Raw genomic sequence first — 24,102 nt, forward strand, 5'->3', positions numbered from 1 at the left:
TAAAAAATTGACGTATATAAACAAAATATACTCAAAAGTTTTGGAGATAACCAGTTAAAGGTTATATTATTATATGGAAATAAAGAAACAGAATGGCTGTACCAAAGAAGAAAAAATCAAAGAGCAAAAGGAACCAAAGGCACGCTGTTTGGAAAGGAAAAGCAGCGACAGCAGCTCAAAAAGCTATATCTCTAGGTAAATCAGTTTTAACTGGGAAAGCTCAAGGATTTGTTTATCCTATTGAAGAAGAAGAAGAAGAGTAGCTTTTAAGATCCTAATTTAAATGCTTCAAGTATAATGGCATAAATTGCACCAATTCTTAATTTATCAACTACGGTCCATAGATAATAAAATTTTGAACTTGCGGCAGGTTTAATTCTTATAATGATTTCAATAAAAATAATAATTATTGGCACCATTATCAACTCATTTTTACCTTCAGATATAAATTTTGTAATAAAATTTGCGAACAAAAAATAACCTGTCAAAACAGAAATCAGACCAATAGATTTTGTTCTCCAAGTATCACTTAGAAAACCAAAAAATAAATTATTTAACTGGTAGGTAATTTTTGAAAAATTAGTTTTTTGCATCACTAAAAGACACTAAAAAATCACTTAGAAAGTTATGGTCAACATATGATTTTTTAAGTTTAGGGCCTTTAATTACATTTGCCACATTATTCTGATCACCAAGACTGTCTAAAATACAATCTAATTTAATATTTTCCTCAAGAACAATTGGGATATTTGAAGGAACAAAAATTGTTGGCAAGTTAGCTGCCAAGGAAGATTTCAATCCTGGATTGGAGTCTTCAAAAACAATAGAATTGTTTTTGTTTATACCACTTAATTGGATTGCCTTTAAATATGGTAATGGATTTGGTTTCTTTAATTCAACATCTTCGCTTGAAATAATGAACTCAAAAGGGTTGAAGCCATTAAAAAGATAATCAACAAGTAGATTGACTTGAATTCTTGAACTTGAAGTAACAATAAATTGTCTTACTTTTTTTCTATGTAATTCATTTATTAATCTAAAAACACCAGTTTTTAAACTAACGCTATTTTTTTTTATAATTTCTAAATAATGAAACTGCTTTGTTTCATGAATTTTGAGAATTAAATCTTCTGAAAAATTATCATTATTAGATTTAGCGTAATAAGCAATCCTATTTTTGCCTCCATTTATCTTCAGAAGTTTTATATATGTATTAGTATCCCAATTCCAATCAATACCAAGGTCAATAAAAGCATTATTAAAGGCAGGTAAATGGGCCTCTAATTCAGTATTTGCGATAGTACCATCTAAATCCCAATAAACACCCTCAAGATAGGTCACCAAAAAGAATTTCTTTTATTTACGGTAAAATACTAGAGCAATTATTGCTGGTCCTGCTAACGCAACTACAGCCAAAGGAATAAGTGTTGCCATGATTAATGTATATGTTTTGTGATACTATTTTTACAAATAAATGACGAAACTGTACTGATACGTTACAAGATTGAATTAAATTATGAAATCATGGACATGTATAGAAAATTGTGGAGCTTGTTGTAAATTCGACTTGAATGAAAGAAGCGATTTGGCTAACAAACTTAACAACGAAGATATAGCTTTGATAAATTCGATGACGGCTGAAGACGGTTGGTGTAAAAATTTGGACAGAGAAAATAAAAAATGCTTAATTTATGAAACCAGACCACATTTTTGCAGGGTAAGTGAATTTTCAACTTCATTTAAAGGATATTTGAAATCTGGTGATAAATTTTTAATAGATTGCTGTAAACAACATATTTCATCAAATTATGGATACAAAAGTAAAGAAATGAAAACTTATAGAATTGCTATTTCAGAAAAATGAATAGTAAATTAGAAAAAAAAGAAAACAATCTAGAAAAAAGTTTTTTTTCAATATTTATAACGACATTTACAACAATTTTTATTGCTGAACTTGGCGATAAAACTCAGATAGCCACATTAATGCTTTCTGCTGAATCGGGCAGGCCAATAGTAGTTTTTATTGGAAGTTCTCTTGCATTAATAAGCTCTAGCATAGTAGGAGTTCTTATTGGTAAGTGGGTATCAAAAAAAATATCTCCTAGCAAATTTGCTTTATCTACTGGTACTTTAATGATATTGATAAGTATATTTTTGGCTTATGAAACATTCAGAAATTATTTATAAATGGTTTTAAGTTTATTACTATCAACATTTCTAACCGTTTTCATAGCTGAATTAGGTGACAAAACTCAACTAGCTACTTTAACTATAAGCGGCACTTCAAATAAACCATTAGCAGTTTTTCTAGGATCCTCTTCAGCACTTGTTTTTGCAAGTTTACTAGGAGCTTTAACAGGTGGTTCCATATCAAGTTTTTTACCCGAAGTAGTTCTTAAGTCAATAGCGTCCATTACATTTTTCATCATTGGTCTAAGGCTTTTTATCAACTCTTTAACCATCGAAAAAGAAGAAAAAGAAGAGAAAGAAAATAATTAGTTTTAAGCTTGGATAATAAGGTGTAATAATGAAGTGTATACCCCTAAATTAATTTATAATTTCATTTAGATCATGTTCACATCATCTTCAATAATTGATAATCTTAATCAGTCAGAAGGGTTAGAATATAAAAAATTATGCAGATTATTAAAAATAACAAAGAAATCTGATAAAGATAAATTAGATATTGCTTTAACAGCTCTAGAAAAACTTGAAATAATTAATAAAAATGAAAATGATGAATATACTTGCATAAAAGATGATGTTCATCTTGTCGCCAAAATAAGATGTAGTAGCAAAGGCTATTGCTTTGCTGTAAGAGGAAAAGATAAAGAAGATATCTATATTAAAGAAAATCTACTTAACTATGCATGGAATGGAGATAAAGTTTTAGTAAGGATAATAAAAGAGGGATATAGAAGAAGATCACCTGAAGGCATAGTTGATTGTATTCTTGAAAGATCAAATCAAATCCTTCTTTCTAAAGTAGAAATAATAAACAATGATGTATATGCAATCCCAATAGACGATAGGATCCTTTCTAAAATAAGACTTCCAAAAGAGAATGAAAAATACACTTTCAATCCAGACAATAAGAATATAGTAAAAGTAGAGATTGATAGATTCCCCATAGGTCAAGAAGAAGGACTAGGTCATGTGATACAAGAACTAAAACTAAACAATAATGAAGAATATGATACAGACTTTGTTTTATCTAAAAGCAATATCGTTAAATCATACGATTTAAATCATATTGAATCAAAAAAAATTGAACAAAGGGAGAGGATAGACCTTACAGATAAAAACTCTTATTTATTCAAAAGTTGGAATTCTAATAATTCTCCAATGCTCCCAATGATTCAAATAGAGCAGGGAAAAAATAAAAATACTAAATTATGGATACATACAAATAATCTTGCAGAAAGAGTAGATCTAAATAGTAAAAAATCTCTAGAAATATTATTCAAAGGCTTTGAATCATTACCCTTATTAAATGATTGGCAAAACTACCTTAGTGAAACCATAAGAAATGATTCTGAATTTAAATTTGGTGAAAAGAATGAAGCGATAAGCCTCTGCATGCATTTAAATAGTGATAATGAAATAATTGATTGGTCATTCCATCTTACTTTAGTAAAATGCACTCTTATCGTCGGAAGTGATCATACTGAGGCGCTCCTATCTAGAAAAAGTAAATCAAGAATCACCTCACGTGTATTAAAACCTATAAAGGAATATATCGACGATTTAGATAAAATTCTTGAAATTTCATGCTCATTCAGACAAAAACATCTTTTGGAGGGTAAGGTTGAATTTCCTGCACCACTTAATAAAATTGAGTCACTTGAAGAATTTTTTATTCACAATCCAGCTGAATATTCAAAAGGATATTTTGAATCATTAAACAAAGAAGATTGCCAAACTTACCTTTCACCAATACTATATGAAGCTAATTTAATATGGTTCAAACATTCAAATCAATATAGCTTAAAAAGCGCCGGACATCTCTCAAACGCAATAGATTATGTTAATGCAAATGAAATAATCAAATATTCAGAATTTATTGATAATGATATAGAGCTTAATGAAGATGGCAATTTGACATTTAGTCAAGTAATTAAATTATGTGACGATGATAATAAAAAAAGAATCTTACATAAACTTCTAATTAATGAATTCAAGGACAATGAAATAAGGTTGATATCTAAAGATCTTGATAATGATGAATCAGAAAAATTATTTATTTCTCCATGGACAATTCCTGGATTTGACATTACTAATCTTATTAACCAGTACTGTATTTTTAATATGATAGTAAATGGTAAGAAATCAAAGAAAAATAATATTAATCCAATCAATATATCGGAAAGTAATTCATTAGACTTAGTAAATTGGGAAATATTTAATTCATCAATTTCAAAGAATCTAGAAACATTATTTAATAAGTTTGTAATAGATAAACTTAACGAATTCAAGTACAAAGTTAACCAATATAAATCTAATATGATAAGTATAAAAAAAGTAAGAAAAGCAGAAAAATTACTAGGTAATATTTATAGTGGGTTTATTTTATCAGTGCAAACATATGGTTTCTTTGTTGAGATATCAGAACTAAATGTAGAGGGTTTAGTACACGTCAGCACTCTTAATAATGATTGGTATGAATATAGATCAAGGCAAAATCTATTGATTGGAAGAAAATCTAAAAAATCATATAAAGTTGGAGATGCAATAGAAGTAAAAATCATAAAAGTCGATATTCTAAAATATCAAATTGATTTAGAATTAACATAAATCAATTCTCACAAAATATATTATGGAAATATTAACAAAAAAAATTTAAGATATATTTTTAAAATTATGTTTAAGAAAAAATATTTATTATTAACTCTTTTTTTAATAATAATTTTTCAAATTTTTTTATATACAAATAATAATCAGAAAACTTCATTTAGATACTTTAAATGGACTCTCCAAGAAGTGAGTATAGGTAAGTTAATAAGTATTTCATTTTTTTCTGGTTTATTTGTAAGCACTTTATTGAATAAAACAATTAATAATACTAGTTTCAGAAAAAAAACATTCGAAAATGTGGAAGATGATTTCGTATTTGATAATAATGAGGAAGATATGGAATCAAATGTTGATATGCCGCCACAAAGAGACATCAGAGAAACTCAACCAACAATTTCTGTTAATTATAGAGTAGTCAAAAATATGGATGATAATAATTTAAATAAAGATCGAAGTTATTCAAATCAAGATATTAAAGATGACTGGGATAATGCTGATAATGATTGGTAGAAAAATAAATTAATTAAAAATGTTTTTTTAATTTATAATGGAGTAAATAGTTTTTTTTATGGAAGAAAATTTAGCCAAAAATAATGAAGTAAATAAAGAAATATCTGACAACACTACTAAATCAAACTCTGAGGAAATTAAAGGACCTAAATCAGAAAAAGTTATCAATATGGATATAAATAATGGTGATCCTGCTACTAAAGTTGTTATAAAAAATGAAATTAATACTCCCGAAAAACCTATAACAAAACCAAAAAAAGAACTCCCAGTAGAGAAAAAGCCTTTCCAAGAGTTTATTAACATTCACTTAATTCCTTCACTTACTGAAGAAATTAATCAAAGAGGATTAGAAATAAACAATATTAACCTCACTAATACAAATAGACCTATTGCTGGAGATAAATGTTGGGTAATAAATTGTGAAATTAAAGATACATGTAACTTTTGGTTATCCTTTGAGAAGGATGACATTAGTTCATTAAAAAGTATTTCTTTATCAAAACCTAATCAACAACCAAGTATTATTGAATCCTTTCTGATTGACGAAAAAAGAATTACCCTAAAATTAATAATTTCAAGAGTACTTCAAAGATTGAATGGGCAAAAGTTAATAGGAGTTAATTAGAAAAACAATAACACCAAGTTAACTTTTCCCTCGAAAATACAAAAAATAGTAAATAATAGTATTAATAAACCGAATAAAAAATGGCTCAATCAACTGTTGAATCAAAAAATAAAAAAGATATTAATAATGGAAAGATACCAGCTAAAGAAACAATTTTGTCCCCAAGATTCTATACCACAGATTTTGAGGCTATGGAAAATATGGATTTATCAATAAACGAGGAGGAATTGGAAGCTATATGTGAAGAATTTAGAAAAGATTACAATAGACATCATTTTGTAAGAAATAGTGAATTTGAAGGTGCTGCAGAAAAATTAGATCCTGAGACAAGAGAGCTTTTTGTTGATTTTCTCGAGGGAAGTTGTACATCAGAATTTTCAGGTTTTTTACTTTATAAGGAACTTAGTAAGAGAATTAAAGTCAAAAACCCTCTACTTGCTGAATGTTTTGCTCATATGGCCAGAGATGAAGCAAGACATGCAGGTTTTTTAAATAAATCAATGAGTGACTTTGGACTTCAGTTAGACTTAGGTTTTTTAACAGCCAATAAAGACTACACTTATTTCCCTCCAAGAAGTATTTTTTACGCTACTTATTTATCCGAAAAAATAGGTTATTGGAGATACATAGCAATTTATAGGCATCTCGAAAAGAACCCTGATAGCAAAATTTTCCCACTATTTAATTACTTTGAAAATTGGTGTCAAGATGAGAATAGACATGGGGATTTCTTTGACGCATTAATGAAAGCACAGCCACGTACTGTTAAATCTTTAAGCCAAAAAATTACAATTGGCGGCTCTACTTTTACACACCCATTATTTGACTACTTCCATAGGTTTAGATATTTTTTGAATAATCTTCCATTAACATCCAAGTTATGGTCTAGGTTCTTTCTATTAGCTGTATTTGCAACTATGTATGCAAGGGATTTGGGAATTAAAAAAGATTTCTACAGTTCTTTAGGTTTAGATGCCAGAGATTACGACCAGTTTGTTATTAATAAAACAAATGAAACTGCAGCTAGAGTTTTCCCTGTAGTAATGGACGTTTATGATAAATCTTTTTATGGAAGATTAGATAAAATAGTAGAGAATAATAAGGTTCTTTCCGATATTGCAAACAGTGATGGAAATAAAGTATCTAAAACTTTTAAAAAATTACCTAAATATTTATCAAACGGTTACCAGTTATTAAGACTATACTTATTAAAACCTCTTGATAGTAAAGATTTCCAACCTTCGATTAGATAATCTTTAATACAGAGAAGATTTATAGACTCATATGCTTTCGTCACAAATCAAATCAAATGAAATCGTTTTTGGTAGTTGCAATAAAGATTTATTAGAAGAAATTATTTTCTACGGCATTGGACTTGGTGCTGATTTTGTAGAAATATTTATAGAGAATACTGACAACTCAAGTGTGTTAGCGGAAGAAGATTTTATTACAAGTGTAAGTCCTTCATTTGGAAAGGGTGCTGGTATTAGAATCTTCAAAGAAAAAAAGGATGGATTTGTAAGTACAAATGATTTAACAAAGCATGGCTTGATGAGATCGGTAACTCAGGCTATTGAGATGTTAGATATAGTAGATAACAAAAAAAAAGAAGTATTTAATGGTTTAAATAAACATAGGGACTATAGTTTAAACAAGAAAAAATGGATAAATGAAGTTCCATCGATTCATGAGATAAGTGAAAAACTATTAGTCAGCACAAAGTCTCTAAAAAAAAATAATAAAATAATAACTAGAAAAGGTAGTTACTCAAGAAATCTGCAAGAAGTAATTATAGCCTCCAGCGACGGAACCTATGTCTCAGATATTAGGTTGCATCAAACAGTTGGACTCAACGTAATTGCTAGTGATGCCCAATATAGATCTAGTGGAAGTAGAAGATTTGGATCATCAGGATTACCTAATGAATTCAGATTATGGGATCATGAAAATGCAGCTAATGAGGTGTTTGAAAGCTCAATGAAGATGTTATATGCAGATTATGTTGATGCGGGACAAATGCCTGTTGTATTAGCTAATAAATTTGGTGGCGTTATATTCCACGAAGCCTGCGGTCATTTACTTGAAACTACTCAAATAGAGAGAGGAACAACACCATTTGAAAATAAATTGAATGAAAAAATTGCACATGAATCTGTAACAGCTATAGATGAAGGAATTTCAGAAGGATCCTTTGGTTCATTATCAGTAGATGATGAAGGTATGGAACCCGAAAAATCAGTTCTTATAAAAGATGGAATTTTAAAAAAATTCATATCCGACAGGGCAGGTGAATTAAGAACTGGCCATAAAAGAACAGGAAGTGGAAGAAGACAAAATTATTCTTTTGCTGCAGCTTCACGAATGAGAAATACATATATAGCTAAAGGTGAGCACTCGAAAGAGGATTTAATCAATAGTATTAGTGATGGACTTTACTGCAAATCAATGGGTGGTGGCAGTGTAGGTGCTACTGGACAATTTAATTTTGCGGTAGAAGAAGGATATCTTATTAAAAATGGAAAATTAACTAATCCAGTAAAAGGAGCAACTTTGATTGGCGAGGCTAAAGAAGTTATGCCAAAAATATCAATGTGCGGGAATGACCTCGAATTAGCTCCTGGATTCTGTGGATCCATCAGTGGGAGTGTTAACGTAACTGTTGGCCAACCTCATATTAAGGTTGATTCAATCACTGTTGGCGGAAGATAGGATATGAATTCAAAAGAAATAACAACTCAAATCTCTGAAGCTGCAGATTCTCTAAAACTTAAAAAATGGGATTATGGTGCAAGCTTTTCTAATGATTATTCTGTGCAAGTAGATAAAGGAGAGGCTAAACAACTTAAGGCATCACAAAAGCAAATTTTAACTATAAGAGTTTGGAACGAATCTAATTTAGTTGGTATTACAACAACTAGTGATATTAGTGAATCTGGTATTAAAAAAGCTCTAAATCAAGCAAATATTGCATCTGATTTTGGCAACAAGAATGAAAGAACAGAATTCTCACCACTAGCCAAGGAACCTATTAGATTTAAGGACTCAAAAAAAAGAAATCCTGTTGGAATAAAGAAATTACTAACGCTTTTAAGAGAAGCAGAAGTAAAACTATTAAAAAGTCATGCATCCATAAAATCTGTTCCATATAATGGTCTATCAGAGAGTTTTTATGAGAGAGTTTATGCAAATAGTGATGGTGCCTTTCGGAGTTATACCAAAAGTCAAGCTGCACTTTATTTATATGCAAGAGCAGAAGAGAAAAATAAAAAACCTCGTAGCTCAGGATCTGTAAAACTTGGATATGGAGTCGAAGATATAGATATAGAGTCCTGTATTAAAGACGCTTCTAATAAAACAATTTCTCATCTAAATTATTCACCTATTAAAACTGACAAATATTCAATATGTTTTTCCCCAGAATCTTTTTTAACTATCATTAATGCCTTTAGTTCAATGTTTAATGCTAGAAGCATTTTAGATGGAGTCAGCTTATCTAATAAAAATTCTATTGGAGAGAAACTATCTACAGAAGCACTTAATATTTATGATGATGGTCTTCACGATAAGAATATTTCTTCATCACCATTTGATGGAGAGGGAACTCCTACCAAAAGACTATGTTTAATTAACAAAGGGAGACTAGAAAATTTTATACATTCTGAATCAACTGCACGAATATTTAAAACAACCCCTACAGGCCACGCTGGACTAGGATCAAAAGTCTCAGTATCTCCAGATTGGATAGTAGTTGAGAAATCAGAGGAAAACTCAGATCTAAAAACATCATTAGATCACTCTACTTATGAAGGAGAATTTGTTTATATTGAAGAATTAAATGCAATCCATGCAGGTGTTAGAGCAAGTCAAGGTTCATTCTCTCTTCCATTTGATGGATGGCTCTATAAAAACGGTAAAAAAATCTCAATAGAATCTGCAACTGTAGCAGGGGATATCAAATATCTTTTGAAACATATAGTAAATATTGAATCAATCCAAGAAGTAACAACAAGTGGAATTTCTCCACATATATGGGTAGATAAATTATCAATAACTGGTGACGCGTGAGAATTATATTCTGGGGAACACCTGAATATTCAATTGCGAGCCTTGATATTTTTATTAAATCTAAGCACGAAGTAATTGGAGTAGTTAGCCAACCAGATAAGAAAAGATCTAGGGGAAATAAATTAATATCCTCACCAGTTAAAAGCTTTGCCGAGAAAGAATCTATAAAAATTTATACTCCAGCAAAAATCAGAGATAATATACATTTTATAAATGAACTAAAATCACTTTCTTGTGATTTATTTATTGTTATAGCTTACGGGAAAATATTACCCAAAGAGATATTGGAAATCCCAAAATTTGGATGTTGGAACGCTCATGCTTCATTACTTCCAAGATGGCGAGGTGCAGCCCCAATCCAATGGTCCCTAATAAAAGGCGATGAATTTACTGGTGTAGGAATTATGAAAATGAATGAGGGACTAGATACTGGCGACTTATTATTAGAAGAAAAAATTAAAATTGATAATGACGATAATTTAAATACACTATCGGAAAAACTTAGTATTTTATCTGCAAAATTATTTTTAAATGCCACATCACTACTCGAAGATAATATTTATAAAAATACTAATTCTCATTTAACAACACAAAATACTCTTGGAAGAGAAATTACTTATGCAAGAATGATTGAAAAATCAGACTTTAGAGTTGATTGGGGTAATGAGGCAATTAAAATTTCTCAAAAAATAAAAGGATTATATCCACGAGCAAATACAACTTTTAGAGGTAAGAACCTAAAAATACTTAAAATCAAAGTTTTGAGTAGTGATGAAATTAAAAATAATAAAAACATTTTCACTAACAATTGTTCAAGACCAGGTATTATTCTTGCTGTAATAGAAAATGAAGGAATAATAATTTCAACTAAAACTGATCCGATTATTTTGTTAGAAGCAAAACTTGAAGGCAAAAATATTTCTAGCAAAAAGCAATTGATACAACAGTTAAAGCCATCGGTAGGTGAATATCTCTAATATTAATTTTTAGATTCTTTTTTAGAGAATCCCCAAGTGAAGGCAAAAAGAATCAAAAAATAAAAATAATAGTCTGGAAGAATTGATTCTTTAATTAACGTATTTAGTAAAAGTTTAATCCCAACAATTAAAATTGCTACGTAACCGGCTGTTTCTAATCTAGAAAATATATCCAGAAGTTTTAGAAAAATCCCCGATGTAAATCTTAAGGCTAATACGCCAATCACTGCTCCAAATATTATTAATATGTATTGATCGCTGATAGCTACTGCAGTAGTGATACTGTCTATGGAAAAAGCAAAATCAGTAATTGACAGAAGCGCTACGACCCTTAAGAACCTAAAATTATTTCTATTATTATCTGTCCCATTTTCATCGTTTTCTATATCTGAATTTAAAAAAACATTAGAGAAAAATAAGTATATTAAATAAAAACCAGCAAAAACTCTAATAAGAATAAACTTTAAAAGAACATTAGATAATATGATGAGAATAATTCTAAATAATAAAGATATTGTTATACCAATATTTAAGGCTCTTGACCTTAATTCTGAACTGTCGAGGGATTTAGTAAGAGAAGCTAGTGCGACAGCATTATCTGCAGATAATAATAATTCTAGAGCAATTAATATTGGTAAAAGTGTAAAGATTTCGTACCAACTGTCTACTTGATCTAGTGTGGGTATAAAAGAATTTATTGCGACTGAATCCATCAAATATTATTCACAATCATTATAAAATCTAATATAATGTATCCGATATTTGTAATCAAGATTGATAACTATAAATGAGTTTAAATACCTTAGTTGATTATATTTCTAACTCACAAATTACTTCTGAATTAATAAAAAGAATATCAAAAAATAATGAATTAAATATTGTTGGTTCAAGTAGATATGCAAAATCAATAATCTTAGATGGCATCGCAAAAAAAGAGAAAAAAAATATATTATTAATTTGTCCTAATGAAGAAATTGCCTACAAATGGATTGGTTATTTTGAAAGTATAAATGATAAAGCAGTTTTATATTATCCACCAACGGAACATCTACCATATGCATCAATTAATAAATCCAAAGAGATTGAATTTACTCAGCTTACTGTTTTATCTAAATTATTAAATGAAGAGAAAAAAGAACTAAATATTGTTATATCAACAGAGAGATCACTACAACCTCATCTAATTAATAAAAACTTATTAATTGAAAACAAGTTAGAATTGCAAAAAGGGATTCAAATCGAGATTCAAGAATTAGCAAATAAACTTACTTTATTGGGTTATACGAAGGATAATGCAACTTCAACAGAAGGTTTCTGGAGTAGGAGAGGAGAAATAATAGATATTTATCCTGTAAATAATGAGTTTCCTATAAGATTAGAATTTTTTGATAATGTAATTGAGAAAATAAGAGAATATGATCCCCATACACAGAAAACATTAGAAAGTATCAATAATATTGAAATAATACAGGCTGGATTTGATTTGCTAATAAAAGATAAGTTAAATAATTTATCTAAGAACAGTATTTTTAATTCAGAAGATATAAATAATAATAATAATCTTGATCGTTATTTAGGAATAATTGAAAAAGAACCCTCAAATATAATAGATTTTATAAATAGTGAAACAATTCTTGTAATTGATGAATTAGAAGATTGTAAAAAATTTGCAAATAATTGGTATCTAGATTCAGAAAGTAATTTTGATAGTTGTGCGTATGAATTAAATGAGAACCTTAAAAATAATGACATTAATTTAGAGGCTAAACCTAATTTGCATTTAAAGTTTGATGCAATATTAAATTCACTAGAAAAGTTTAATTTAATAAAATTTTATGAATTTGAATCTAAAGTCAATAATGATAATAAGTTTTTGTTAAACGATAAAAGATTAAATTCATACTCTAAAAATATAGGAAAATTATCTAATGATATAAATAAAAATATAAAAAATAATGAAAAAGTATGGATATTATCAGCACAGCCATTGAGAACTAGGACTTTACTTTTTGAGCACGAATGTAATACAAACTTTTTAAAAAATCCTAATGATATTGATGAAGCATTTAAGTCAATTAATAGTTCAACTCCTATGATTTTAAAAAATAAGAACAATTATGAAATCGAGGGTTTTTATCTCCCGATATGGAAAGTTGTCCTCATAACAGATAAAGAATTATTTTCACAACAATCTCTTTTTAATAATGTATTCATAAGAAGAAAAAAAAGAAGTGTCAATTCAAATATAAATGTAAATAAGATTAGTCCTGGTGATTTTATAGTTCATAAAAATCATGGAATAGGAAAATTTTTGAAAATAGAAAAAATAAATATAACTGGAGATGCAAGAGATTATTTAGTCATTCAGTATCAGGATGGGAAGATAAGTGTTTCAGCTGATCAACTTGGTAGTGTTAACAGATATAGATCAAGCGGAAAAATAAAGCCAAAAATAAATAAATTAGGAGGGACAGAATGGGAAAGAATAAAAGATAAAAATAAGAAACAAATCAAAAAAGTTGCTGTAGATATTTTAAAACTTTATGCAAAGAGAGAAAAATTAAAGGGGTACATTTACCCAGAAGATGGTCCTTGGCAAGATGAATTAGAGGAATCATTCCCTTATCAACCAACACCTGATCAGATTACTGCTGTAGAAGAAATAAAATCTGATATGGAAAGCGATAAGCCAATGGACAGGCTAGTTTGTGGAGATGTAGGATTTGGCAAAACAGAAGTCGCTGTTAGGGCTATTTTTAAGGCTATTACATCAGGCAAACAGGTAATATTACTAGCACCCACAACGATCCTTGCACAGCAACATTGGAGAACAATAAACAATAGATTTTCACCTTACCCAATAAAAGTATCATTACTCAATAGATTCAAAACCGTTAGTGAAAGAAAAGAAATCTATGCAGGTTTGAAAAATAATAAAATTGACTTAGTTGTAGCAACACACCAAATATTAGGAAAAGAGATAGAAACCAAAAACCTAGGATTACTTGTTATTGATGAAGAACAAAGATTTGGAGTAAAGCAAAAGGAGAAAATTAAAAAAATCAAAACCAACATAGACGTTTTAACTCTCTCGGCAACTCCAATTCCAAGAACACTTTATATGAGCTTATCTGGCCTAAGACAAATGAGTTTACTAAATACTCCTCCTCCATCAAGAAGATCAATAAAAACATATTTATCTGAAATAGATATGGATGTTATAAGAACTGCAATTAATCAAGAACTTGATAGGGGAGGTCAAATTTTTTATGTTCTTCCAAGAATTTCTGATATTGATCAAGCTGTAAACAAATTAAAAAATATGTTTCCCAGCTTAAAATTTATTGTTGCACATGGACAAATGAACGAAACAGATCTTGAGAATGCAATGATTGCTTTTAATAATGGAGAAGTAGATTTAATGATATGCACAACGATAATTGAAAGTGGATTAGACATCCCTAAAGTTAATACAATCATTATTGAAGATTCTCACAAATTTGGCCTTTCACAACTTTATCAACTTAGAGGAAGAGTTGGTAGAAGCGGTGTACAAGCACATGCTTGGCTATTTTATCCAAATATAAATAAAATCAATGACGCAGCAAAACAAAGATTGAAAGCGATAAAAGACTTTTCAGAACTAGGAAGTGGATACCAACTTGCAATGAAAGATATGGAAATAAGAGGTGTTGGCAGCTTACTAGGAGAAGAACAAAGTGGAAAGGTTAATGCTATTGGATATGATTTATATATAGAAATGCTCCATGAGGCTATTTCAGAAATAAGTGGGCAAGAAATACCCGAGGTTAACGACACTCAAATTGATCTGCCTATAAATGCATTCATACCTGCAACATGGATATTAAACAGAGAAGAGAAGCTTGAGGCTTACAAATCTGCTACTGAATGTTCAAATAATGATGAATTAACTGAATTAGCTACGGACTGGGTGAATAGATATGGAAATTTGCCCAAACCTGTTGAGTCCTTAATTATGATAATGAGACTAAAATTACTAGCTAAAAAATGTGGTTTTAATAAGATAAAGCTAAAAAAGCCAAACATCGTGATAGAGACAAAATTAAAAAATTCTACTTTTAAAATTCTTAAAAATTCATTGGCAAGTAGTGTTCAAAATAAATTTATTTTTAATGAAGGCGAACAATTATCCATCATTACTATAAGGGGTTTAGGTGCAACTGAAATTCAAAATCAAATTGATCAACTAATGTTATGGTTCCTGTCTTTTGAAAAAGAAATAAAGAATTTCGATAAAGAACTTTTGAAAAGAGAATAAATTATTAAATAATTCTTTAAAATCCGCGAATTTGTTTGATTTCGGTTAGCTTTATAAAAATTTATTTATTTTATGGGTGAATATATAGACGTCGGAATCCAAACACCGATTTTACCCTTAACTATCATACTTTCATCAATTGTACTTGGTATATTTGCATTATTTGGAGAAGAAACAGAAAATGATGATGATGATTCTGATTCAGGAAGCGGTGGTCTAATGCAGCCTATTTAAAATTATTTATAAATAATTTGTTTTGACTTTCTCTTTGAAACTTTAAACAACCTATAAAAAGAACCCATCATTAAAATAAGAGCAATAAAAGAAGAGGCAAAAATAAAAATCAACAAAAATATTTCATAGAGGTATGAAAAGAGATCAATTAATAAATAAAAAGATTTATTAAGTGTAGATGGTAAATTTTGTAAGAGCAAATTTTTATTAGGAATTAAATAATTTATATAAACTAATAAAACACTCAAAATAAACAAAAAGAAAGATTCTATAAATAGCTTTCTTTTAGATTTTCTTCTTAAATTTAATTTTTTTTTAAAAATATATTTATCAGATTTAATATTCAAATTGGGTATGTTTAAATCTGCCATAAATCAAAGCTCAAAGAATAAATTTGAATAACTCTGAAAAGAAATTAACCTATAGTATCGTGCTTTTATTTAAGATGCTAATTGCTCTTTATTCAAGATTTATTTGTTCTTTTTTTTCTATATTTTCAAAAGGATTATGAAAATAAATAAAAGAATAAGAGAATAGAATTAAAGAGCAAATTGCAATAAATGGTGGAATAAAGAAATTGACAAATTTAACTTTTTTATTTAAACCATATTTTATTTTTTTAGGAAAGTTATTAGATAGATCAGGTTTTTTTATTCTTACTTTTGGAGATTCATTTAACTGATCAAAACAATTTATGGTATCTGCAAGCAATGAATTACCAATCTTTAAAATTAAAGGCTTTACTTTTGGTTTAGAGCTCTTGAGAACAATATTATGTATGTGAAGATTGTCAGCTTTGATATTAATTAATTTAGACTCAAATAATGGTATTTCGTTTTTTATTAAAAGATTTGAATAAATATAAAAAGCATTCATAATTGGCCCCAAATGCTCAATTTTACCTTCAATAAGTGGTTTATTAATTATGATCAATTTCCATTGAGAAATTATAGATATTTGATCTTTATTTTCATTATTGGAATAATCTGGCAATCCGATTATTTCAAGGGTTACTGAAGATTGATGAAATGACAATTTATTTTGCATAATATTAAAAATCGTATAAATAATTCTCCAACTTTTGATGACCTTGATTTGAAATGCAAAATGATAAAGTAAGCAATGATTTTATTATAATTTCATCATTCTCAGCTTGATTTAAAAGCTTTTTCACTCTCATACTATCCATATTAAATCTCTCTTTAACTAACTCAATAAATCTCTTATTAAAATCATTCCAAATAATTGAATTCTCTTCAAGATCTTCTTTAGATTTCAATATCTCTCTGATGTAAGGATATAAATATTTAGCCATTTCTACTGTAATTTTAATTAAGGCATCAAATTCGTTAAGTTTAATATTGTTGCCAACATAAGATTTTCTCAATGGATTATTGTTTCTTAATTTCCAAATAGTAACTTTATTTGGTAGAACATTATTTAAATTAAGTTTATTTGATAAGGCGTAAAAGGACTGTATGCCATTCAAGTCAATAGTTTCTAGTATTAATAATAATAAATCAAGCTTCTCTATAGATTTTCTTGATACTTGATTTCCTCTAGTTAAAACTGTAATTGTTCTTTATTAGAATATGCACTAATTATAACAGAATTATTAATCCATTTTTTGAAATAAAAATGAATATAACTTATCCAGTTCTTCAATAGTTAGCATTCCATAACTCCATAATAATATTGGTAATGGAGTTTTATTTTTTATAGATAATTTTATACCAAGTTCAATAGAAGACTCATCTAAACCTACTACATTAAATAAATAAATTATCATTTCTCTAGTTACATAATTATTCATGAGTTCTAATTAATACTTGAGTAAATTAGAGATTTAGTCATTTGATTGAGGACTAATTTTCTTATAAAAAGAAAATTATTTAAAAGTAAAAATGAAAACTTCCTTATTGGAAATAAAAAAAGATTTCTATTAGCAAAAATTAATATCAATGAGTCAGTTATAAAAAAAGTGAAGATAATATCTAAAATCCTGCTTGAAAAATACTTGAATTTAAATAATATCAATTGCATTTTAGTAATATCAGTATTTTTATTAAAAAGATCATAAATAGTATTAACATCTCTCCAACAAGTATTTAGGCCTTGACCACCAACAGGATGAAATGTATGAAATGCATCTCCTACAAAAACTAATCTTTTAAAATTTAACACTGGTAAATTTAAGGATAATGAAACAGGAAAAATATTGAATTCGCCAATTATTTGGTCCAACTTAAATTCATCTGGCAAGATTGTTGATAAATTATCCATTAAAAAATTCTTGTCAGAATTTAACCTTTCAATTGCCTTTAATGTACTGGAAGTCCAAATAACTTGATATAAGTTTTTTTCTAAAGGTAATAATGCAAGTGGGCCTTCTTTTCTAAAAATTTCATAAGCACGCTTTTCATAATGACCTCTAAGAGAAACCTTAAAAGTTAAACAAGACTGACTATAAGATTTTTTTATATCAACAAAATTTAAGAATTTTTTATCAAGTGAGTTTGCTCCTGTTGAAAAGAATTGATAATCAAATAATATTTTTTTACGTAACAATCTCTTTGGTGTCATAAAAAAAATATTTTCATAATTATCAATCTCTTGAAAAAATACTTTCATTAAATCCGAATGTTTTACTACCCAGCCAATATTTTCAGCAGATCTTATATCATCATCTAAGTCAGAAGTTGATAAATTGGTAAAAGCAGAAGTTACGCTATCTGAAATTGAAAGGGTATCAAAGCCAAATAAAAATGGTTCTAATTTTTCCCAAAGTCTGAATTTAGATAAGATTTTTCTTGTTGAGTGAGTAATTGCATAAGTTTTATCTTTATCAATTAATCTATCTTTTGTTAACAAATCAGTTAAAAAAATATTGCAATCAAATTTTGAAAGTGCAATTGAAAGTAATAATCCTGTGGGACCTGAACCAACAATTTTAAAATTGAATTTATTTTTCATCAGATTATAATCATCAACTATCTATTCAGATAAATATAGCAAATTTCTTCAAATGCTGGTCTTAATAAATAGGGGTACTCACCAACCCATAAGTTAATTTCAGGAAGCCAAGCATCGGTTAAATAAAAATCTCTTTCAAAATTTCGGTTATTAGATGTTACTAAACATCTAATACTCGAACCGACCCTAATTTGACTGTGCTTATTTTCCATAGGAAAACTTAATTTTTCCAAATAACCATCTTCATCTTCTAATTCAAGAACTAACCAAGTCCTTTTGTTTTCAATAACTTCTAATCGACCTTGCCTATTAGATTGTTCTCTTGAACTTTCAATCTTTTCTGTTTTATAGATATCTGATATGTAGCCATCAAATATAGAAAAAAATTTATATTTTCTTAATTGCAAATTTTTTCTACTTGATTCAAGAATTGGGCCCCAGATGATATACAAAAAGAAACCTACACATAGGAATAACCAGAAATTATTAGTTTGATCCCCAGTCGAACTAATAATTAATGAGATAAATCCGCCAATTGAAGAAACTATTACTCTTTGAAGTATTTTTCTCGGATTCCCCAACGCGTACTTAAATTGACTTCCTGTACCAACCGCAGGTATAAGTTTTGAAACTTGACTTGAATTAATTGGAATTAACATTTTAAAAAATCAATTTTTCAAGTCCATAAACTAAAGTTTCATAATTACCAATTTTTTTAATAGCCTGTAAAACTCCTGGCATGTATGCCTTTCTATCGATAGTGTCATGCTTAATTGTGTAAGTTTCACCTGGAGAACCCATAATTACCAACTGATGAGCGAGTAATCCTGGTAATCGTACAGAATGAATATTAATTCCTGAATCTCTGAGCCCGCCTCGTACACCTTTCAATGATTCTGACTCTTTTACTAAATTCTGATTAAATTGCTTTGGATATTCTTCAATCATTTCTGCAGTTTTTATACACGTCCCACTAGGTGAATCAGCTTTTTGATTATGATGCATCTCTATTAATTCAATATTGTCATAAAACCTTGCAGCTACCGATGCCGCCTGCTGAAGAAGAACCATACCTACTGAAAAATTAGGAATTATTGCACAACCAACAGATGCTTTCTGAGCAAAAACAGACAAATCTTGTATTTGCGAAGGGCTTAGACCTGTAGTTCCTACTACTGGGGATACACCATATGCAATAGCTGATCTGGTATTTTCATAAACAGAATTAGGATGAGTAAAATCAACCAGCACAGGTTTGATTTTTTCATTTCTATAATTTTGACTAACAGAACATAAAGTTCCTTCAAAATCATTTGAAACATAAACATCACAATTTTTCACCTTCAATAATTCAGAAATATTTGAGCCATTGTTCTTTTCGTTTATATCGATTGCTGCAACAAGTTCACAATCTGTAGAATTTAATACAGTATTAACAACTTCGCTACCCATTCTGCCTAAAGCTCCGGAAACTAGTACTGGTATGGTTTTTTTTGAATTTTCAATCATTTTTTTAAAAATTTTTTTTTTAAAGGTTGTTACACGCTATTTATATTGCACACAATAACGTCTTTTCATTCGTAGGCTGGTAGAAATACTTAAAGAAAATCAATGTTTACGCAGGTCCGCTCAGCAAACCGCAGAGTATCTCCTGTTGAGGATAACAAACACAAAGTTGTAATAAAAGCAGTTTATGTTGTCCTTGAGCCACAATACCAAAATTCCTTAACGGAAGCTGCAAAGTCAATAAATAAGATGAATGGACCAATAGGTATAGATCTTAGCGGCTATCTTATCGAAGAGCTTAGGAATGATAGTAATTTTGAAGATTTTAAAGAAGATATAGCTAATGCAGATATATTCATTGCTTCTCTAATTTTCATTGAAGACCTTGCTCAAAAAGTGGTTGATGCAGTATCTCCATTTAAAGACAAACTTAAAGCATCAATTGTTTTCCCCTCCATGCCAGAGGTAATGAGATTAAATAAGTTGGGTTCATTTAGTATGGCCCAACTTGGTCAATCTAAAAGTATTATTGGAGATTTAATAAAAAAGAAAAAAGAATCTGATGGAGCAAGTTTCCAAGATTCAATGTTGAAGTTATTAAATACACTACCTTCAATACTTAAATATCTACCAGTAGAAAAAGCACAAGATGCTAGAACATTTATTCTGAGTTTTCAGTACTGGTTAGGTGGTACAACTGAAAACTTAAAAAACTTCTTGTTAATGATTTCTGAAAAGTATGCTGTTTCAGAAACCATAAAAGATCAAATAGAAGAATTCAAAATTCAAGACCCTGAAACATTCCCAGATTTGGGAATTTGGCATCCTCTTGCTCCTTGCATGTTTGAAAGTCTTAAAGAATATCAAAATTGGGAAAATAACAGGAAAGATATAAACCCTAAAGATGACAAAACTCCAACAATAGGCTTAGTGCTTCAAAGGAGTCATATTGTTACGGGAGATGATGCTCATTACGTTGCTGTTATTCAAGAATTGGAATACAGAGGTGCGAGAGTACTACCTATCTTCTGTGGAGGTTTAGATTTTTCAAAACCAGTTAATGAATTTTATTATGATTCCATAAACAAGGATCAACCTATAGTAGATGGAGTTGTATCTCTAACAGGATTTGCACTAGTTGGTGGGCCAGCAAGACAAGATCATCCTAAAGCTATTGAAGCCCTAAAAAGGTTAAACAGACCCTATATGGTTGCACTTCCATTAGTCTTCCAAACCACACAAGAATGGGAAGATAGTGATCTAGGTTTACACCCTGTTCAGGTAGCACTTCAAATTGCAATTCCAGAACTTGATGGTGCTATTGAACCTATTATTCTCTCAGGTCGTGATGATGCTACAGGTAAGGCACATACGCTCCAAGATCGAGTTGATGTAATAGCTGAAAGAGCGATAAAATGGTCAACTTTAAGAGTTAAACAAAGAAAGGATAAAAAATTAGCCATCACAGTATTTAGTTTTCCACCTGACAAAGGAAATGTTGGTACGGCAGCATACCTAAATGTTTTTGGTTCAATATATAGAGTACTGCTTGAAATGAAATCGAAAGGATATCAAATAGATGAACTTCCAAGTAATTCTAAAGAATTAATGGAAAAAGTAATTAACAATCCTGAAGCGATGGATGGCTCTCCAGAGTTAAATATTGCTCATAAGATGTCAGTAAAAGAATACGAAGAGTTCACACCATATTCACAAAGACTTGAAGAGAATTGGGGCAAACCTCCTGGGAATCTTAATAGTGACGGACAAAACCTTCTTATCTATGGAAAACATTTTGGAAATGTTTTTATAGGAGTTCAACCTACATTCGGTTATGAAGGTGATCCTATGAGATTGCTCTATTCAAGAAGTGCTAGTCCTCATCATGGTTTTGCTGCTTATTACACCTATGTAGAAAAAATTTGGGGTGCTGATGCTGTTCTTCATTTTGGAACTCATGGCTCACTTGAATTTATGCCTGGTAAGCAGATGGGCATGAGTGATACCTGCTATCCTGATTCTCTAATTGGATCATTGCCCAATTTGTATTACTATGCTGCTAATAATCCATCTGAAGCAACAATTGCAAAGAGAAGAGGATATGCTTCAACTATTAGTTATCTGACTCCTCCAGCGGAAAATGCTGGGCTCTATAAAGGACTTAAAGAACTAAGTGAACTTGTTGGTTCTTATCAACAATTAAGAGAAAATAGCAGGGGTATTCAAATTGTTAATGCAATAGTTGAGACCTCTAAACAATGTAACCTTGACAAAGATGTTGAGCTTCCTTCAACAGATGTAGAAGAACTCTCAATAGATGAAAGAGATTTATTTGTAGGTAATGTCTATAAACAGTTGATGGAAATTGAAAGTAGGTTGTTACCTTGCGGTCTTCATACTATTGGAGAAGCTCCAACAGCAGAAGAAGCTGTTGCAACACTCGTAAATATTGCATCTTTAGAGAGAGAACAAGAAGGATTAAGATCACTTCCTGGATTACTCGCAGAATCCATCGGCCTAACTATTGAACAAATTTATGATGGTAATAACAAAGGTGAACTTAAATTTGTAGAGTTAAATGAAAAAATCATTAAGACAGCAAGAGAGTCGATTTTTGCGATGGTCAACTCTTTAAAAATTGTTGATGGCAGAGTATATTTAGAAAAATCACTTCTTTCCAAACTTTTCGATTTACTTAAAGTTTTTGGTCTAAATCTACCTACCCCTTGGTTAAGAGTTTCCAGATTAAATGGATTTAACGAAATTAATCAGAAGGAATTAAATAAATTATTTGATTACTTACTTTTCTGTCTGGAGCAGGTCTGCGCAGACAAAGAAATGGATAGCCTCATTAAAGCACTAGATGGAAATTATGTTTTACCTGGACCAGGTGGAGATCCCATAAGAAATCCAGGTGTTTTGCCCAGTGGTAAAAATATTCATGCACTTGATCCTCAATCAATCCCAACTACAGCAGCAGTAGCTGCAGCGAAGTCTGTTGTTGACAAATTAATTGAAAGACAAAAGGAAGAACAAGGGACTTGGCCTGAAACAATAGCTTGTGTTTTATGGGGTACTGATAACATCAAAACTTATGGAGAATCACTGGCACAAATCTTATGGTTTGTTGGGGTAAAACCTAAACCAGATTCAGTTGGAAGAATTAACAAACTAGAATTAATCCCTTTAGAAGAATTAGGTAGGCCAAGAATAGATGTAGTAGTTAACTGTTCAGGAGTATTTAGAGATCTATTTATCAATCAAATGGCATTAATAGATCAGGCAGTCAAATTAGCAGCTGAAGCTGATGAACCATTGGAATCTAATTTTGTAAGGAAACATTCACTAGAACAAGCGGAAAAAGAAGGCACTTCTATCAGAGATGCTTCAGCTAGAGTATTCTCTAATGCAAGTGGAAGTTACAGCTCAAATGTTAATTTAGCCGTAGAAAATTCAACATGGGAGGAAGAAAATGAATTACAAGAAATGTATTTATCACGCAAAACATATGCTTTTAATGCCGATAATCCAGGTGAGATGAATCAGAAAAGAGAGGTATTTGAGTCAGTAATGAAAACAGCAGATGTTACATTTCAAAACCTTGATTCTTCTGAGATTTCATTAACAGATGTAAGTCATTATTTTGATTCTGATCCAACTAAATTGATAAAGACATTAAGAGATGACGGAAAAGAACCAAGTAGCTACATAGCAGATACAACCACTTCTAATGCTCAAGTTAGAACACTTGGAGAAACTATCAGATTAGACTCAAGAACAAAACTTTTAAATCCTAAATGGTACGAAGGTATGCTCAAATCTGGCTACGAAGGAGTTAGAGAACTTTCTAACAGACTTAATTACACTCTTGGTTGGAGTGCTACAAGCGGTCAAGTAGATAATTTTGTATATGAAGAAACTAATGAAACATTTATAAATGATGAAGAGATGAGGAAAAGATTAATGGATCTTAATCCCAATAGTTTCAGAAGAATTGTTGGTACATTGCTAGAAGTCAATGGTAGGGGATACTGGGAAACTTCAGATGAGAATATAGAACAGTTGAAAGAACTATACCAAGAGGTAGAGGATAAAATAGAAGGAGTTAAAGAATAATA

23 protein-coding genes are annotated in these 24,102 nt (G+C 29.7%); 14 read left to right on the plus strand and 9 right to left on the minus strand.

All coding sequences use genetic code 11. The features are described from left to right. Positions 1–92: 92 nt before the first annotated feature. A complete protein-coding gene (gene rpmF, locus HA152_RS05080; RefSeq protein WP_209134219.1) occupies positions 93–263 on the plus strand; it encodes a 50S ribosomal protein L32 in 171 nt (56 codons plus the stop codon). A gap of 3 nt (positions 264–266) precedes the next feature. Here the strand turns inward: rpmF and HA152_RS05085 are convergent, their stop codons facing one another. Further along, complete coding sequence (locus HA152_RS05085) at positions 267–593, minus strand: DUF565 domain-containing protein (RefSeq protein ID WP_209134221.1); 327 nt, start codon at positions 591–593, stop codon at positions 267–269. Then, positions 580–1,341 (minus strand): HAD-IA family hydrolase, encoded by a 762-nt coding sequence (locus HA152_RS05090; protein WP_209134222.1) that lies wholly within the window; start codon positions 1,339–1,341, stop codon positions 580–582. The genes HA152_RS05085 and HA152_RS05090 overlap by 14 nt, the downstream gene beginning before the upstream one ends. 175 nt (positions 1,342–1,516) lie before the next feature. On the opposite strand from HA152_RS05090, the gene HA152_RS05100 reads away from it, so the two are divergent. The 10 genes from HA152_RS05100 (at position 1,517) to fmt (ending at position 10,971) form a co-directional block, all read left to right on the plus strand. After that, positions 1,517–1,864, plus strand: a complete 348-nt coding sequence (locus HA152_RS05100) for a YkgJ family cysteine cluster protein (RefSeq protein WP_209134224.1) — start codon at positions 1,517–1,519, stop codon at positions 1,862–1,864. After that, entirely contained in the window at positions 1,861–2,187 is a 327-nt protein-coding gene (locus tag HA152_RS05105; protein WP_209134226.1) for a TMEM165/GDT1 family protein, read from the plus strand. The genes HA152_RS05100 and HA152_RS05105 overlap by 4 nt, the downstream gene beginning before the upstream one ends. Continuing rightward, the gene (locus HA152_RS05110; protein WP_209134228.1) at positions 2,188–2,499 is read left to right on the plus strand and encodes a TMEM165/GDT1 family protein; all 312 of its coding nucleotides are present in this window, start codon (positions 2,188–2,190) and stop codon (positions 2,497–2,499) included. 72 nt (positions 2,500–2,571) lie between these two features. Beyond that, positions 2,572–4,794, plus strand: coding sequence for an RNB domain-containing ribonuclease (locus tag HA152_RS05115; RefSeq protein ID WP_209134236.1), 2,223 nt, complete (start codon positions 2,572–2,574; stop codon positions 4,792–4,794). A gap of 66 nt (positions 4,795–4,860) precedes the next feature. Further along, positions 4,861–5,304: a hypothetical protein gene (locus tag HA152_RS05120; RefSeq protein WP_209134238.1), complete on the plus strand. Its 444-nt coding sequence runs from the start codon at positions 4,861–4,863 to the stop codon at positions 5,302–5,304. 58 nt (positions 5,305–5,362) lie between these two features. Continuing rightward, complete coding sequence (locus HA152_RS05125; RefSeq protein ID WP_209134241.1) at positions 5,363–5,929, plus strand: DUF2996 domain-containing protein; 567 nt, start codon at positions 5,363–5,365, stop codon at positions 5,927–5,929. Between the two features lie 80 nt (positions 5,930–6,009). Beyond that, a complete protein-coding gene (gene acsF, locus HA152_RS05130; protein ID WP_025890830.1) occupies positions 6,010–7,182 on the plus strand; it encodes a magnesium-protoporphyrin IX monomethyl ester (oxidative) cyclase in 1,173 nt (390 codons plus the stop codon). Positions 7,183–7,213: 31 nt separating this feature from the next. Further along, the gene (locus HA152_RS05135) at positions 7,214–8,638 is read left to right on the plus strand and encodes a TldD/PmbA family protein (protein ID WP_209134243.1); all 1,425 of its coding nucleotides are present in this window, start codon (positions 7,214–7,216) and stop codon (positions 8,636–8,638) included. Between the two features lie 3 nt (positions 8,639–8,641). Continuing rightward, positions 8,642–9,994, plus strand: a complete 1,353-nt coding sequence (locus HA152_RS05140; RefSeq protein ID WP_209134245.1) for a TldD/PmbA family protein — start codon at positions 8,642–8,644, stop codon at positions 9,992–9,994. Beyond that, positions 9,991–10,971, plus strand: coding sequence for a methionyl-tRNA formyltransferase (gene fmt / locus HA152_RS05145; RefSeq protein WP_209134247.1), 981 nt, complete (start codon positions 9,991–9,993; stop codon positions 10,969–10,971). Before HA152_RS05140 ends, fmt begins: the two co-directional genes overlap by 4 nt. Positions 10,972–10,973: 2 nt before the next feature. Here fmt and HA152_RS05150 read toward each other — a convergent pair whose 3' ends face one another. After that, on the minus strand, positions 10,974–11,684 hold the full coding sequence (locus tag HA152_RS05150; protein ID WP_209134249.1) for a TerC family protein: 711 nt from the start codon (positions 11,682–11,684) through the stop codon (positions 10,974–10,976). A 74-nt stretch (positions 11,685–11,758) separates the two neighbouring features. On the opposite strand from HA152_RS05150, the gene mfd reads away from it, so the two are divergent. Together mfd and HA152_RS05160 are read left to right on the plus strand one after the other, a co-directional pair. Continuing rightward, entirely contained in the window at positions 11,759–15,271 is a 3,513-nt protein-coding gene (gene mfd / locus HA152_RS05155) for a transcription-repair coupling factor (protein ID WP_209134251.1), read from the plus strand. A gap of 72 nt (positions 15,272–15,343) precedes the next feature. Continuing rightward, the gene (locus HA152_RS05160) at positions 15,344–15,505 is read left to right on the plus strand and encodes a hypothetical protein (RefSeq protein WP_209134253.1); all 162 of its coding nucleotides are present in this window, start codon (positions 15,344–15,346) and stop codon (positions 15,503–15,505) included. 459 nt (positions 15,506–15,964) lie between these two features. On the opposite strand, the gene HA152_RS05165 is transcribed toward HA152_RS05160, so the two are convergent. Genes HA152_RS05165 through dapB form a run of 6 tightly spaced genes read right to left on the minus strand, consistent with a single transcriptional unit; the run spans position 15,965 to position 19,987 of the window. Then, entirely contained in the window at positions 15,965–16,552 is a 588-nt protein-coding gene (locus HA152_RS05165) for a DUF4335 domain-containing protein (RefSeq protein ID WP_209134255.1), read from the minus strand. Between the two features lie 4 nt (positions 16,553–16,556). Continuing rightward, positions 16,557–17,081: a DUF3038 domain-containing protein gene (locus tag HA152_RS05170; protein ID WP_308789023.1), complete on the minus strand. Its 525-nt coding sequence runs from the start codon at positions 17,079–17,081 to the stop codon at positions 16,557–16,559. A 39-nt stretch (positions 17,082–17,120) separates the two neighbouring features. Beyond that, positions 17,121–17,318, minus strand: a complete 198-nt coding sequence (locus tag HA152_RS05175) for a DUF2949 domain-containing protein (protein WP_209134257.1) — start codon at positions 17,316–17,318, stop codon at positions 17,121–17,123. Positions 17,319–17,323: 5 nt separating this feature from the next. After that, positions 17,324–18,478 (minus strand): FAD-dependent monooxygenase, encoded by a 1,155-nt coding sequence (locus HA152_RS05180; protein ID WP_209134259.1) that lies wholly within the window; start codon positions 18,476–18,478, stop codon positions 17,324–17,326. Between the two features lie 17 nt (positions 18,479–18,495). Then, positions 18,496–19,137 (minus strand): hypothetical protein, encoded by a 642-nt coding sequence (locus tag HA152_RS05185; RefSeq protein ID WP_209134261.1) that lies wholly within the window; start codon positions 19,135–19,137, stop codon positions 18,496–18,498. Position 19,138: 1 nt separating this feature from the next. Next, positions 19,139–19,987 (minus strand): 4-hydroxy-tetrahydrodipicolinate reductase, encoded by an 849-nt coding sequence (gene dapB, locus HA152_RS05190; RefSeq protein ID WP_209134263.1) that lies wholly within the window; start codon positions 19,985–19,987, stop codon positions 19,139–19,141. Positions 19,988–20,089: 102 nt separating this feature from the next. Between dapB and HA152_RS05195 the strand changes: the two genes are divergently transcribed. Beyond that, positions 20,090–24,100 carry a magnesium chelatase subunit H gene (locus tag HA152_RS05195; RefSeq protein ID WP_209134265.1) on the plus strand — a complete coding sequence of 1,337 codons (4,011 nt, stop codon included), beginning with the start codon at positions 20,090–20,092 and terminating at the stop codon, positions 24,098–24,100. Positions 24,101–24,102: the final 2 nt, after the last annotated feature.

The sequence above is a fragment of the Prochlorococcus marinus XMU1412 genome (genome assembly GCF_017696315.1).
Lineage (GTDB): Bacteria > Cyanobacteriota > Cyanobacteriia > PCC-6307 > Cyanobiaceae > Prochlorococcus_A > Prochlorococcus_A marinus_AF.